Here is a 13382-nt window from a genome sequence, read left to right as displayed (position 1 = left end):
ACAGTTGAAAAACTCAGTGTGCTGGTGCTTTGTGAAACTTTCATTACGGTTGATTGACTCGATAAATAGGGATTTATTGAAATGCCACTTCGGCAAAGCTGCGCAGCTTGCGGCTGTGCAGTTGCTCAGGGCCTGCGTCGCGCAGCAGCGTCACGGCGCGGATGCCGATTTGCAGGTGCTGGTTCACCCGCTCGCGGTAAAAGTGGTTGGCCATGCCGGGCAGCTTGATCTCGCCGTGCAGGGGCTTGTCGCTCACGCACAGCAAGGTGCCGTAGGGCACCCGAAAGCGGAAACCGTTGGCAGCAATGGTCGCGCTTTCCATGTCGAGAGCCACGGCGCGGCTTTGGCTAAAACGCCTTTGCGGTTTGTTGTCGGGCAGCAGCTCCCAATTGCGGTTGTCGGTGCTGGCCACGGTGCCGGTGCGCATCAGGCGTTTGAGGTCTGCACCATGACAGCCCGTGACCTCGGACACGGCCCGCTCCAGCGCCACCTGCACCTCGGCCAGCGCCGGGATCGGCACCCACAGCGGCAGTTCTTCGTCCAGCACATGGTCTTCGCGCACATAGGCGTGGGCCAGCACGTAGTCGCCCAGCAGCTGCGTGGTGCGCAGGCCCGCGCAGTGGCCCAGCATCAGCCAGGCGTGCGGGCGCAGCACAGCGATGTGGTCGGTGATGGTTTTGGCGTTGGCCGGGCCCACACCAATGTTGACCATGGTGATGCCGCTGTGTCCCTTGCGCACCAGGTGGTAGCCAGGCATTTGCGGCAGGCGCGGCGGTGTTTGACCCATCGCGTCCACGTCCTCAGGTGCCAGGCCCACACGGCGCGTGACCATGTTGCCGGGCTCGACAAAGGCGACGTATTCACTGTCCGGGTTTTGCATCTCGGCGCGGCCCAGCGCGATGAACTCGTCGATGTAGAACTGGTAATTGGTGAACAGCACGTAGTTCTGAAACCAGCGCGGCGAGGTGCCTGTGTAGTGGCGCAGGCGCTGCAGCGAGTAATCGATGCGGGGCGCGGTGAACAGCGACAGCGGCCGCGCCTCGGCGGCTGCAGGCTCGTGCGTGCCGTTGGCAATGCCGTCGTCCATGGCGGCCAGGTCGGGCAGGTCAAACACCTCGCGCATCAGGGCCTGGCGCTCGGGGCTCAGGTTGCCTTCCATGTGCTCGTCTTCGGCCCAAGAAAAGTGGATGGGAATCGGCTGGTTGCTGGTGCCCACCTGCAGGCTCACGCCGTGGTTTTGCAGCAGCAGCGCCAGTTGCTGGCGGATGTAAAAAGCGAACAGGTCGGGCCGGGTGAGGGTGGTTTCAAAGCGGCCCGGCTCGGCCACAAAGCCGTAGCTCAGGCGGCTGTCCAGCCCCGCGCTTTTGCGGCTGGCGCTGCTGACCTGCACCCGCACAAAGGGGTAAAACGCCCGCACCCGGGTGTCCGTCATGTCCGCGCCTGCCACAAACTCGCGCATGGCCTGGCGCAGGTGGTTCACGCTGTGCAGGTAGATGTGCTGAATTTGCGCCAAGGCGCTGTCGGCATCGTGGTGCTCAGAAGGGGCGATGAAGGGCGGCAAGTGCTGCATGGGGTGTCCTGAAAGGGTGCGTTGAGTTTAGTGGCTCAGTCTGTGCATTCTGGGGCAGGTGCATGACGGGGGTGTGGCAGGGCTCCAAGGCCCTTCATAACGGTCCTGGACGGCCCCGTGTTGCCTTGGTGACCCCAAGAGGCCGGTGGCTCGGGCATGCTGACGCGCATCCTTGGTCAGCCCGTGCTGGCCAACCATTTTCAGGAGACGGTTCATGAGCAAAGCCCGCAAAGTCATCATCACCTGCGCCCCTACGGGGGCCATCCACACGCCCAGCATGTCGCCGCATTTGCCGGTGACCGCCGACGAGATCGCCGATGCGGCGATTGCCGCAGCCGAAGCGGGTGCAGCCATTTTGCATTTGCACGCCCGCGACCCGGCAGACGGCCGCCCCACACAAGACCCGGCCTTTTTTGTGCCGTTTTTGCAAAAGATCAAAGCCAGCACCAACGCCGTGATCAACCTGACCACAGGCGGCAGCCCGCACATGACGGTGCATGAGCGCATGCAGCCGGCCCTGACCTTCAAGCCCGAGGTGGCATCGCTGAACATGGGATCGATGAATTTCGGCTTGTTCCCCATGCTCGACCGCTTCAAAAATTTTGAGCACGAGTGGGAGCGTGAGCACCTGGAAAAAAGCCGCGACCTGGTGTTCAAAAACACCTACAAGGACATCGAAACCATTTTGCGCTTGGGCACTGAAAACGGCACCCGCTTTGAGTTCGAGTGTTACGACATCAGCCACCTGTACAACCTGGCGCACTTCCGCGACCGGGGGCTGGTCACGGGGCCTTTGTTTGTGCAGTCGGTGTTTGGCATTTTGGGTGGCATCGGCCCGCACCCCGAAGACCTGATGCACATGCGCCGCACCGCTGATCGTTTGTTTGGCAACGATTACCAGTGGTCGATTTTGGGCGCAGGCAAAGGCCAGATTGCGCTGGCCAGCATTGGCGCTGCCATGGGCTCGAACGTGCGCGTGGGCCTGGAGGACTCGCTGTGGATCGGCCCTGGAAAATTGGCCGAGTCCAGTGCTCAGCAGGTCCAGCGCATCCGCACCGTGCTCGAAGCCCTCAACCTGGAGATCGCCACGCCCGACGAGGCCCGCAGCATGCTGGCGCTCAAGGGCGGGGATCGGGTGAACTTCTGAGGTTCACATGTTGCGCCGGTACTGACCCCCCACCTCGAACAGCGCGTTGGTGATCTGGCCGAGTGAGCAGACACGCACCGCGTCCATCAGCACTTCGAACACATTCCCGTTGTCGATCACGGCTTGCTGCAAACGCTTGAGCATGGCGGGCGATTCGGCGGCGTGCAAGGCGTGGAAGTCGTTCAGTCGCTGGAGCTGCGACTGTTTTTCTTCCTCGGTCGAGCGGGCCAGCTCCAGCGTTTCCATGACCTCGTCGCCTTTGGGGTTGCGGAAGGTGTTGACGCCGATGATGGGCAGCTCGCCCGTGTGCTTGAGCATCTCGTAGTGCATGGACTCGTCTTGAATCTTGCCGCGCTGGTAGCCGGTTTCCATCGCGCCCAACACACCGCCACGCTCGGCGATTTTCTCGAACTCGGCCAGCACCATCTCTTCGACCAGCTCGGTGAGCTCGTCGATGATGAAGGCACCTTGGTTCGGGTTCTCGTTCTTGGCCAGGCCCCACTCGCGGTTGATGATGAGCTGGATTGCCATGGCGCGGCGCACCGAGTCTTCGGTGGGCGTGGTGATGGCCTCGTCAAAGGCGTTGGTGTGCAGGCTGTTGCAGTTGTCGTAGATCGCGATCAGCGCCTGCAGCGTTGTGCGGATGTCGTTGAACTGGATCTCTTGTGCGTGCAGCGAGCGGCCTGAGGTCTGGATGTGGTACTTGAGCTTTTGGCTGCGCTCGTTCGCGCCGTATTTCTCTTTCATCGCCACGGCCCAGATGCGACGGGCCACGCGGCCGAGCACCGTGTATTCCGGGTCCATGCCGTTGCTGAAGAAGAACGACAGGTTGGGCGCAAAGTCGTCGATGTGCATGCCACGCGCCAGGTACGCTTCCACAAAGGTGAAACCGTTGGAGAGCGTGAAAGCCAGCTGCGAAATCGGGTTGGCCCCGGCTTCGGCGATGTGGTAACCGCTGATGGACACCGAGTAGAAGTTGCGCACGTCGTGGTGCACAAAATACTGCGCGATGTCGCCCATGACTTTGAGCGAGAACTCGGTCGAGAAGATGCAGGTGTTCTGGCCCTGGTCTTCTTTCAGGATGTCGGCCTGCACCGTGCCACGCACATTGGCCAGCACCCATTCGCGGATCTTGGCGGCTTCGGTGTCGGTCGGCTCTCTGCCGTTGTCGGCCTTGAACTTGTCGAGGTTCTGGTCGATGGCCGTGTTCATGAACATGGCCAAAATCGAAGGGGCGGGGCCATTGATGGTCATCGACACCGAGGTGGTCGGGTTGCACAGGTCAAAGCCCGAGTACAGCACCTTCATGTCGTCGAGCGTGGCCACGTTCACACCCGAATTGCCGATCTTGCCGTAGATGTCGGGGCGCAGGTCCGGGTCGTTGCCGTACAGCGTGACCGAGTCGAAGGCGGTGGACAGGCGTTTGGCGGGCAAACCTTCGCTCACCAACTTGAAGCGGCGGTTGGTGCGGAACGGGTCGCCTTCACCGGCAAACATGCGGGTCGGGTCTTCGCCCTCGCGCTTGAAGGCAAAGGTGCCAGCGGTGTAAGGGTAGCTGCCGGGAACGTTGTCCAGCATCAACCACTTGAGCACTTCGCCGTCGTCTTCGTACTTGGGCAGCGCCACTTTGCGGATGGTGGTGCCAGACAGCGACTTGGTGGTGAGCGCCGTGCGAATCTCTTTGTCGCGGATTTTCACCACGTACTCGTCGCCCGCGTAGGCTTTTTGCATGTCGGGCCACTGGGCCAGCAGCTTGCGGGCGTGAGGGTCTTGGGTTTGTTCGCGTTGCACGGCCAGATCAATCGCCGCTTCGGCCGCCTTGGCACGACCGGATTTGCCCACTTCGAGCATGCGGGCTGCAGCACGCAGTTGCTGGATCTCACGGGCCAGGCGCGACTGGTCGATGGCGCGTTTTTTGTACCCGCGCACGGTGTCGCTGATCTCGGCCAAGTAGCGGGTGCGGGAAGACGGCACCACCGGGTTTTGGTGGGTGCTGTAGCGCACGCTGACCACCGGCAAACGGCCTTCGGTGATGGGCATGCCCAGCTCTGCCAGGCGTGCTTTGAGCGCCTGGTACAGCGCGGTCACGCCGTCGTCGTTGAAGCGGGCGGCCATGGTGCCAAACACCGGCATCTGCTCGGTCGGCACGGTCCAGGCTTCTTTGTTGCGCTGCACCTGCTTGGCCACGTCGCGCAGGGCGTCAGACGCGCCTTTGCGGTCGAACTTGTTGATGGCGACAAACTCGGCAAAGTCCAGCATGTCGATTTTTTCGAGCTGGCTGGCCGCGCCAAACTCGGGCGTCATCACGTACATGGGCACGTTCACATGCGGCACGATGGCCGCGTCGCCCTGGCCAATGCCAGACGTTTCCACCACGATCACGTCAAAGCCCGCCACCTTGCAGGCCGCGACTACGTCGGGCAGGGCGGCTGAAATTTCACTGCCAAAGTCACGCGTGGCCAGCGAGCGCATGAACACGCGCGGGCCTTGTGACCAGGGGCTGATCGCGTTCATGCGGATGCGGTCGCCCAGCAGCGCACCACCGCTCTTGCGGCGGGATGGGTCGATGGAGATCACGGCCACGCGCAGCGCGTCGCCCTGGTCCAGGCGCAGTCGGCGGATCAGCTCGTCGGTGAGTGAGGACTTGCCCGCACCGCCGGTGCCAGTGATGCCCAAGACGGGCACTTTCTTTTGTGCGGCTTGTTCGCGCACAGCTTGGACCACGCTGGCATCGGCCTTGTCGTTCTCTAAAGCGGTGATCAGTTGCGCCAAGGCGCGCCAGTTCATCTCGCCGTGGCCCTGAATCGCGTCCACGGTTTTCGGGGCCAGCGGGCTCACGTCCTGGTCGCAGCGCATGACCATCTCGCCGATCATCCCGGCCAGGCCCATTTTTTGGCCGTCTTCGGGGCTGAAAATGCGCACGCCTTTGTCGGCCAGGGCGCGGATTTCAGCCGGCACGATCACGCCACCACCGCCGCCAAACACCTTGATGTGTTCGCCGCCCCGGGCCTTGAGCAAATCGACCATGTAGCTGAAGTATTCGTTGTGCCCGCCCTGGTAAGAGCTGATCGCGATGCCTTGGGCGTCTTCTTGCAGGGCGGCGGTCACCACCTCGTCCACCGAGCGGTTGTGGCCCAGGTGGATCACTTCGGCGCCCATGCTTTGCAGGATGCGGCGCATGATGTTGATGGCGGCGTCGTGGCCGTCAAACAGCGAAGCGGCGGTGACAAAGCGCACCTTGTTGGTCGGGCGGTATTCGGCCAGGGCTTTGAATTCGGCGGACAGGTCGGTCATGGGGTCTCCGTTAGCGGGCGGACTGCAGGGTTGAATGGTTGCTGGCTTTGACGTTGACGTAAACGTCAACCAAAACCCGCATCTTAGCTGTTGCAGCCTGTCCTGTCACTGACACAGGGGTCCTCACTTTGGCGACTTGGCAAAAAGCTATGATTTCACATCAATCTGGGACTCGCATCGAGGCCCGTGCACAGACGAAATGGCCACCATGACCTCTCCATCGACCCCTCTTGCGCAAAACGTTCAACCCGCAGCCGGTTACGCAGGCGACATTTCGCCAGAGCAGGCCTGGGCCTGGGTGCAATCGGGCGAGGCCGAACTGGTGGACGTGCGCACCGACGCCGAACGCGCCTGGGTGGGCTTTGTGCCCGGTGCCCACGCCCTGGCCTGGAAGCAGTGGCCCGGCATGGCGATGAACCCGGGTTTTGACGCGGGCGTGCAGGCCTTGGGCGCGGGCGGCAAAAAGCTGGTGCTGCTGTGCCGCAGCGGCGTGCGCTCCATCTCCGCCGCCCAGCGCGCCACCGAACTGGGCCTGCAGGCCTACAACATCCTCGAAGGCTTTGAGGGCGACCCGGACGCGCAGGCGCACCGGGGCCAAAAGGGCGGCTGGCGGTTTCGCGGCTTGCCTTGGCAGCAAAACTGAGCGCGCGGTCTGGCGCTGCGGTGCCTCACACGCCAGGCGGGCGGCGGTTGATCATGTCCAGATTCGCCATCTCGTAGGCGTGCGCCAGTTTCAGCAGGGCCAAGTCTCCTTGGGGTTTGCCAATCAAGGCCAGGCCCATCGGCAGGCCGTTCTCGCCAAAGCCTGCAGGCACGCTGATGGAGGGCAAGCCCGCAAAGGTGGCGTAAATCACCACTTCCATCCAGCGGTGGTAGGTGTCCATGGCACGGCCCGACACGCTTTGCGGCCAGCGCAGGCCAATGTCAAAGGGCCAGACTTGTGACACCGGAATGGCCAGCACATCAAATTGTTCAAACAAAGCCAACATGCTCAGGTAAAAGCGCGTGCGGCTGGCGCTGGCGGCCATCAATTGCGAGCCGGTCAAGTTCAGCGACTGGTCGTGCTCCCACAGTGCCTCGGGCTTGATGTGGGCGCGGTTGGCCGGGTTGACCAGGAACGGTGCAATGCGTGGCCCCACCAAGGCCTGCCGCCACACCAGCCAGGCTTGCCAGATTTGCTCGGGCGGCATGCCCAAACGCGCTTCGTCGACGGTGCAACCCATGCCCGAAAAGCTGTTCAAGGCCGATTGGCAGACCTCCAAAATGCCGCCCTCCATGGGCAGGTAGCCCTGCAAATCGCCCAGCCAGCCGATGCGCTGGCCTTGGGGGTCGCTGTCCAGCGCGCCCGCGAACACCGCTGGATCGTCGGTCAGGCTGAGTGGGCAGGCCGGGTCCGCGCCCGCTTGCACCGACAGCAGCATGGCCACATCGCGCACATGGCGGCCCATCGGGCCTTCGGTGCCGAGCTGGGCAATGAACACGTCTTGTGCGGGTGACATGGGCACACGGCCTTGAGAGGGGCGCATGCCAAACACATGGTTCCAGCCGGCCGGGTTGCGCAAGCTGCCCATGAAGTCCGAACCATCGGCCACGGGCAGCAGGCGTTGCGCCAGTGCCACGGCCGCGCCGCCGCTGCTGCCACCCGCTGATTTGCCCGGGTCCCAGGCGTTGCGGGTGGGGCCAAACACCTCGTTGAAAGTGTGCGAGCCCAGGCCAAACTCGGGCGAGTTGGTTTTGCCAATCACGATGGCACCTGCGGCTTTCATGCGACGGGCCATCAGGCCGTCTTCGCTGGCCACGAAGTCTTTCATCAAGGGGCTGCCCAAAGTGGTGCGCAGACCAGCCACATTGGACAGGTCTTTGATGGCTTGGGGCATGCCGTGCATCCAGCCCATTGACTCGCCCCGGGCCAGCTGCGCATCGCGTTCGCGCGCTTGTGCCATCAAAAGTTCGGGTTCTTGCAGGCTGACGATGGCGTTGGACTGCGGATTGAGTTGCGCAATGCGATCGAGTGTGGACTGCATGACTTCCTGGCACGACACCTGCTTGAGGTGAATGGCGCGGGACAAATCCAGGGCTGAAATATCAGGGTTGACCATGTGGTGTTGCTCTCGGGTTTATTTGTATTATGAAAGCGGTCAAAGGGTGCGCAGCCACTGGTGAAAACCCCGACTCCGTTTTGCGCAAAGGTGACGCTTGTTCGCTTTGAAAGCTGTCATCATGAATTTTCAACTGTTCCTATTTTTGGAGATCTGATCATGAAGAGACGTGTTCTGTTTGCCGCCACCGGCTTGTTGGGTCTGAGCATGCTGGCCCCCGTGGTGGCCCAAGCCCAAGCGCAAGACAACAAAGTGTTCCGCTTTGTGCCGCACGCCAACCTGGCGGTGCTCGACCCGATCTGGACCACGGCTTATGTGACGCGCAACCACGCGTACATGATTTACGACACGCTGTTCTCGGAAGACGCGCAGGGCAACATCAAGCCCCAGATGGTGGACACCTACACCAACTCGCCCGACCGCAAGACCTGGACCTTCAAGCTGCGCAGCGGCCTGGAGTTCCATGATGGCAAACCGGTCACCAGTGAAGACGTGGTGGCCTCGCTCAAGCGCTGGGCCAGCCGCGACGCCATGGGCGGCATTTTGAACACCTTCATTGACCGCTACGAAACGCCCGATGCCAGCACCTTCCGCTTGATTCTCAAGGAGCCCAGCGGCATTGTGCTCGACGCTTTGGGCAAGGCCTCCTCCAACGTGCCTTTCATCATGCCCGCACGCATTGCGGCCACGCCAGGCTCTGAACAGATCAAGGAGCACATTGGCTCAGGCCCCTTCATTTTCAAAGCCGATGAGTTCAAGCCCGGCGCTTTGGCGGTGTACACGCGCAATGCCAAATACAAGCCCCGCGCCGAAGCGCCCAACGGCATGGCCGGTGGCCGCCCGGTCAACTTTGAGCGCGTCGAGTGGGTCATCATCCGCGATCCGCAAACCCAGTTCAATGCGCTCAAAGCCGGTGAAGTGGACATGGTCGAGCAGCCCAGCTTTGAGCAGTACGAAACCCTGAAGAAAACCGAAGGCGTGAAGGTCGAGGATTTCTCGCCCGCGGGCCTGACGTTCATCATGCGCTTCAACCATCTGCACAAGCCTTTTGACAACCCCAAGATCCGGCAAGCAGCCATGGTGGCGATGGGTCAGCAGGCCGTGCTCAACACACAGATCGGCATCCCCGAGTTGCAGAAAGTGTGCCGCAGCATCTTCCCATGCGGCACGCTCTACGCCGATGAAAATACCGGTTATTTCACTGGCATCGCCAACCCGGCCAAAGCACGCGAAATGCTGAAAGAGGCGGGTTACGACAACACGCCCGTGCTGCTGATGCGTCCCACCGATCTGGCTTCGATCGCCAAGATTCCGCTGGTGGCCAAGCAGCAGCTGGAGGCCGCAGGCTTCAAGGTGGACTTTCAGCAAATGGATTGGGCCTCGCTGGTGGCCCGACGCGCCAAGAAAGACGCGCCTGCAGCCGGTGGCTGGAACGCCTTCCTGACCGCCTGGACGGCCGGTGACATCACCAACCCGCTGGCCATGGCCATGCTCAACGCCAAGGGCGACACCGGCTGGTTCGGCTGGCAAAACGAGCCGCGCATCGAGACCCTGAAAGCGAGCTTTGCACGCGCGGCCACCATCGAAGAGAAAAAGAAGATCGCCAGCCAGATTCAGGCTGTGGCCATCGAAACCGCGACCCACGCACCTTTGGGTCAGTACCGATCACCCACCGTGGTGCGCAGCAACGTCAGTGGCTTGATTCAGACACCGGGCATCCCGGTGATGTGGGGCCTGAAGAAAAACTGATCAGGTTCTGACCGATGCTTCAATTTGTCTTGCGCCGCCTGTTGGCGGTGCTGCCGGTCCTGCTCGTCGTGTCGCTGGTGGTTTTCCTCATCCTGAGGCTGGCCCCCGGTGACCCGGCGGCGGTGATTGCCGGCAACAGCGCCACCAACGAAGAAATCGACCGCATCCGCCAGCAGCTGGGTCTGGATGGTTCCATCCTGTCCCAGTACTTCATCTGGATCGGGCGGGTGTTTCAGGGCGATCTGGGGTATTCGTATTACCTGAGTAAACCTGTCACCGAGCTGATCGCGCAGCGCATCGAGCCCACTTTGTCTCTGGCGGTCGGCACCTTGCTGCTGGCCATTGCCGTGGCGATCCCGCTGGGCACCATCGCGGCCTGGCGCATGGGCGGCTGGCTCGACAAAATCCTCTCCGGGTTTTCGGTGGCCGGGTTTTCGGTACCGGTGTTTGTGGTCGGCTACTTGTTGATCTACCTGTTTGCCATTCGCTTGGAGTGGTTGCCGGTGCAGGGCTACAAAACCTTGTTCGGGCCGCGCAGTGTCGGGGTTTGGGACTGGATGCGACAGCTGATCCTGCCCTGGATGACGCTGGCCTTGATTTATGTGGCGCTGATTGCGCGGGTCACCCGGGCCAGCGTGTCCGAGGCCTTGACCGAAGACTACATCCGCACGGCGCGAGCCAAAGGGGTGACCGAGCAAGCGGTGCTGCTGCGCCATGCGCTGGCCAATGCGGCCGTGCCCATCGTGACCGTGATTGGCATCGGTGTGGCCTTGCTCATTGGCGGCGTGGTGGTGACCGAAACGGTGTACGCCATCCCCGGGCTGGGCATGCTCACAGTGGATGCGGTGCTCAACCGCGATTTCCCGGTGATTCAGGGGCTGGTCCTGCTGTTCTCCTTCGCCTATGTGTTCATCAACCTCCTGGTCGATTTGAGCTACCTCTTTCTTGATCCGAGGATCCGTTACTGATGTCCCTCTCTCATCGTTTGTGGGCCAATGGCTCAATCCGGTTTGGTGCCGTGGTGCTCGGGTTCATGGTCCTGGTGTCTTTGTTGGCACCGTGGCTGGGCACGGTGGACCCGGCCGCCATGGACTCCAACTACATCAACAAAGCTGCCGGGCTCAAGGGGGATTTCACCCTGGTCGATGGCAGCACCGTGGCCCACACCTTCTGGCTGGGCACCGACAGCTTTGGTCGTGACCTGTACAGCCGTGTGGTGTACGGGGCGCAAGTGTCCTTGCTGGTGGGGGGCTTCACCGCCGCGCTGGCGCTGGCGCTGGGCGGGTTTTTGGGCATGCTGGCCGGTTACTTCCGGCAAGTTGATGCGGTGCTCATGCGCTTCATGGATGGCCTGATGGCCATCCCCGCCATCTTGTTGGCCATTGCGCTGGTGGCGGCATTGGGCGCGCAAGTGTGGACGGTGGTGGTGGCCATCGCCATCCCCGAGGTGCCGCGTGTGACGCGTTTGGTGCGCTCTTTGGTGCTGAGCTTGCGTGAAGAGCCTTTTGTGGAGGCCGCCCGTGCGCTGGCCACCCCCACGCCTGTGATTTTGTGGCGGCACATCCTGCCCAATGCCTTGGCTCCGCTGATCGTGCAAGGCACCTTTGTGGCCGCGTCTGCGGTGCTGACCGAAGCGATTTTGAGTTTTCTGGGCCTGGGCCTGCCGCCTGACATTCCCACCTGGGGCAACATCATGGCCGAGGGCCGTGTGCAGTTCAGCCAGTACCCCGGCAACGTGCTGTACCCCGCCTTGTTTTTGGTGCCCACGGTGCTGGCCGTGAATTTGCTGGGAGATGGTTTGCGCGACGTGCTCGATCCCAAGTTTGCGAAAAGGGGCGCGTGATGAGCACAGCTTCTCCTCAACCGGTCCTGTCCATCCGCGATCTCTCGGTGGCCCTGCCTGCCGGCGGTGACCGGGCGCACGCGGTGCACCAAGTGTCGCTCAGCATCCTCCCCGGCCAGACTTTGTGTGTGGTGGGCGAGTCGGGTTCGGGCAAGTCGGTCATGGCCACCACCGTGATGGGCCTGCTGGCCAAAGAGCTGCGTCCCAATGGTGGTGAAATTTTGTTGCAAGGCGAGTCCTTGCTCGGCGCCTCGGTAGCGCGTTTGCGGGCCTTGCGCGGGCGCAGCATGGGCATGGTGTTCCAAGAGCCCATGACCGCCCTCAACCCGGTCATGACCTGCGGCGACCAGGTCGACGAGTTGCTCTCGACCCACACCGACTGGCCCCGCGACCAGCGCCGCGCCGAAATTTTGCGCATCTTCGAGCGGGTGCGCCTGCCCGACCCCGAGCGCATGCTGCGCAGCTACCCGCACCAACTCAGCGGCGGTCAGCGCCAACGCATCGTGATCGCCATGGCCGTGGTGCTCAAGCCAGCCCTGATCATTTGCGACGAGCCGACCACGGCGCTCGACGTGACCACGCAAAAAGAAATTTTGCGGCTGATTGCCGACCTGCAGCGCGAGCAAGGCAGCGCGGTGCTGTTCATCACCCACGACATGGGCGTGGTGGCCGAAATCGCCGACGAGGTGCTGGTCATGAACCAGGGCCAAGCCGTTGAGGGGGGACCCTGTGAGCAGGTCTTGCGCCGCCCCAAGGCCGAGTACACGCGCCAGTTGCTCGCCGCCGTGCCAGGCATGACGCCGCCAGCGGCCAAGCCCGCGTTCAGTGGCGCGGCGTTGTTGTCGGGCCAGGGCGTGGGCAAAACCTACGCCAGCCGCGACTGGTTGGGCCGCAACCGCGCCACCGCTGCGCTGCAAAACGCCCATGTTGCGGTACACGCGGGCGAGACGGTGGGCATTGTGGGTGAGTCCGGTTCGGGCAAGTCCACTTTTGCCCGTTGCCTGATCCGCCTGATCGACCCGACCGAGGGCCGCATCTTGTGGGGCGACGACGAGGTGGCCACTTTGCCCGAGGGCCGCTTGCGGCCTTTGCGCAACCGTGTGCAGGTGGTCTTCCAGGACCCCAACCGCTCGCTCAACCCGCGTCGCACGGTGGGCCAGTCCATGGTCGAAGGGGCCATGAACTTTGGCCAGTCCCGCGCCGAGGCCGAAGCCTTGGCGGCCGAGCTGATGACGCAGGTGCGTTTGCCGGTCGAGGCGCTGCAGCGTTACCCCAGTCAATTCAGCGGCGGTCAACGGCAACGCCTGGCCATTGCGCGAGCGCTGGCTTGCCGGCCCCAGGTGTTGGTGGCCGACGAGGCGGTGAGTGCGCTGGATGTGAGCGTGCAGGCACAGATTCTGAATTTGCTGCGCGAAATCCAGGGCCGTCTGGGCCTGGGTTTGCTCTTCATCACGCACGACCTGCGTGTGGCCGCGCAGCTGTGCGACCGCGTGATCGTGATGCACCAAGGCCACATCGTTGAAGAAGGCCCAACCGCCGCGCTCTACGCCAACCCGCAACAAGACTACACGCGCCGCCTGCTGCAGGCCGCGCCTGCCGCTTTGCCGCCCCTGGAAGCTGCACCTTGATGTCGCACCGCGACAGCGCAGCTTCAGCCGGCTTGATTTGAACCCTGAACAC

General features: G+C 62.7%; 9 protein-coding genes. 6 read left to right on the top strand and 3 right to left on the bottom strand.

The annotated features are described in order from the left end of the window. Positions 1-73: 73 nt before the first annotated feature. A complete protein-coding gene (locus QZ190_RS17455; RefSeq protein ID WP_291918987.1) occupies positions 74-1570 on the bottom strand; it encodes an AMP nucleosidase in 1497 nt (498 codons plus the stop codon). A gap of 214 nt (positions 1571-1784) precedes the next feature. Here QZ190_RS17455 and QZ190_RS17450 point away from each other — a divergent pair, with 214 nt between their 5' ends. Further along, positions 1785-2717, top strand: coding sequence for a 3-keto-5-aminohexanoate cleavage protein (locus tag QZ190_RS17450; RefSeq protein WP_291918985.1), 933 nt, complete (start codon positions 1785-1787; stop codon positions 2715-2717). Between the two features lie 3 nt (positions 2718-2720). On the opposite strand, the gene icmF is transcribed toward QZ190_RS17450, so the two are convergent. Continuing rightward, positions 2721-6011 carry a fused isobutyryl-CoA mutase/GTPase IcmF gene (gene icmF, locus QZ190_RS17445; protein WP_291918983.1) on the bottom strand — a complete coding sequence of 1097 codons (3291 nt, stop codon included), beginning with the start codon at positions 6009-6011 and terminating at the stop codon, positions 2721-2723. Positions 6012-6219: 208 nt separating this feature from the next. Here icmF and QZ190_RS17440 point away from each other — a divergent pair, with 208 nt between their 5' ends. Continuing rightward, entirely contained in the window at positions 6220-6654 is a 435-nt protein-coding gene (locus QZ190_RS17440; RefSeq protein ID WP_291918982.1) for a rhodanese-like domain-containing protein, read from the top strand. Positions 6655-6679: 25 nt separating this feature from the next. Here QZ190_RS17440 and QZ190_RS17435 read toward each other — a convergent pair whose 3' ends face one another. Beyond that, positions 6680-8110, bottom strand: a complete 1431-nt coding sequence (locus tag QZ190_RS17435) for an amidase (protein ID WP_291918979.1) — start codon at positions 8108-8110, stop codon at positions 6680-6682. Between the two features lie 159 nt (positions 8111-8269). Between QZ190_RS17435 and QZ190_RS17430 the strand changes: the two genes are divergently transcribed. The 4 genes from QZ190_RS17430 to QZ190_RS17415 are packed head-to-tail and all read left to right on the top strand — an operon-like array spanning position 8270 to position 13330. Beyond that, positions 8270-9859, top strand: a complete 1590-nt coding sequence (locus tag QZ190_RS17430; protein ID WP_291918977.1) for an ABC transporter substrate-binding protein — start codon at positions 8270-8272, stop codon at positions 9857-9859. A gap of 14 nt (positions 9860-9873) precedes the next feature. After that, the gene (locus QZ190_RS17425; RefSeq protein ID WP_291918975.1) at positions 9874-10827 is read left to right on the top strand and encodes an ABC transporter permease; all 954 of its coding nucleotides are present in this window, start codon (positions 9874-9876) and stop codon (positions 10825-10827) included. Then, positions 10827-11702 (top strand): ABC transporter permease, encoded by an 876-nt coding sequence (locus QZ190_RS17420; RefSeq protein WP_291918973.1) that lies wholly within the window; start codon positions 10827-10829, stop codon positions 11700-11702. The genes QZ190_RS17425 and QZ190_RS17420 overlap by 1 nt, the downstream gene beginning before the upstream one ends. Beyond that, on the top strand, positions 11702-13330 hold the full coding sequence (locus QZ190_RS17415; RefSeq protein ID WP_291918971.1) for an ABC transporter ATP-binding protein: 1629 nt from the start codon (positions 11702-11704) through the stop codon (positions 13328-13330). The genes QZ190_RS17420 and QZ190_RS17415 overlap by 1 nt, the downstream gene beginning before the upstream one ends. Positions 13331-13382 lie beyond the last annotated feature (52 nt).

It is taken from the genome of Limnohabitans sp., assembly GCF_017848645.1.
Lineage (GTDB): Bacteria > Pseudomonadota > Gammaproteobacteria > Burkholderiales > Burkholderiaceae_C > Limnohabitans_A.
The sequence above is the reverse complement of the archived record's forward strand: the minus strand, read 5'-3'. Positions and strand labels throughout refer to the sequence as shown.

Excerpts from the sequence above, each read along its gene's own strand:
- QZ190_RS17455 (WP_291918987.1), bottom strand. The coding sequence starts at position 1,570 with ATGCAGCACTTGCCGCCCTTCATCGCCCCTTCTGAGCACCACGATGCC.
- QZ190_RS17450 (WP_291918985.1), top strand. The coding sequence starts at position 1,785 with ATGAGCAAAGCCCGCAAAGTCATCATCACCTGCGCCCCTACGGGGGCC.
- icmF (WP_291918983.1), bottom strand. The coding sequence starts at position 6,011 with ATGACCGACCTGTCCGCCGAATTCAAAGCCCTGGCCGAATACCGCCCG.
- QZ190_RS17440 (WP_291918982.1), top strand. The coding sequence starts at position 6,220 with ATGACCTCTCCATCGACCCCTCTTGCGCAAAACGTTCAACCCGCAGCC.
- QZ190_RS17435 (WP_291918979.1), bottom strand. The coding sequence starts at position 8,110 with ATGGTCAACCCTGATATTTCAGCCCTGGATTTGTCCCGCGCCATTCAC.
- QZ190_RS17430 (WP_291918977.1), top strand. The coding sequence starts at position 8,270 with ATGAAGAGACGTGTTCTGTTTGCCGCCACCGGCTTGTTGGGTCTGAGC.
- QZ190_RS17425 (WP_291918975.1), top strand. The coding sequence starts at position 9,874 with ATGCTTCAATTTGTCTTGCGCCGCCTGTTGGCGGTGCTGCCGGTCCTG.
- QZ190_RS17420 (WP_291918973.1), top strand. The coding sequence starts at position 10,827 with ATGTCCCTCTCTCATCGTTTGTGGGCCAATGGCTCAATCCGGTTTGGT.
- QZ190_RS17415 (WP_291918971.1), top strand. The coding sequence starts at position 11,702 with ATGAGCACAGCTTCTCCTCAACCGGTCCTGTCCATCCGCGATCTCTCG.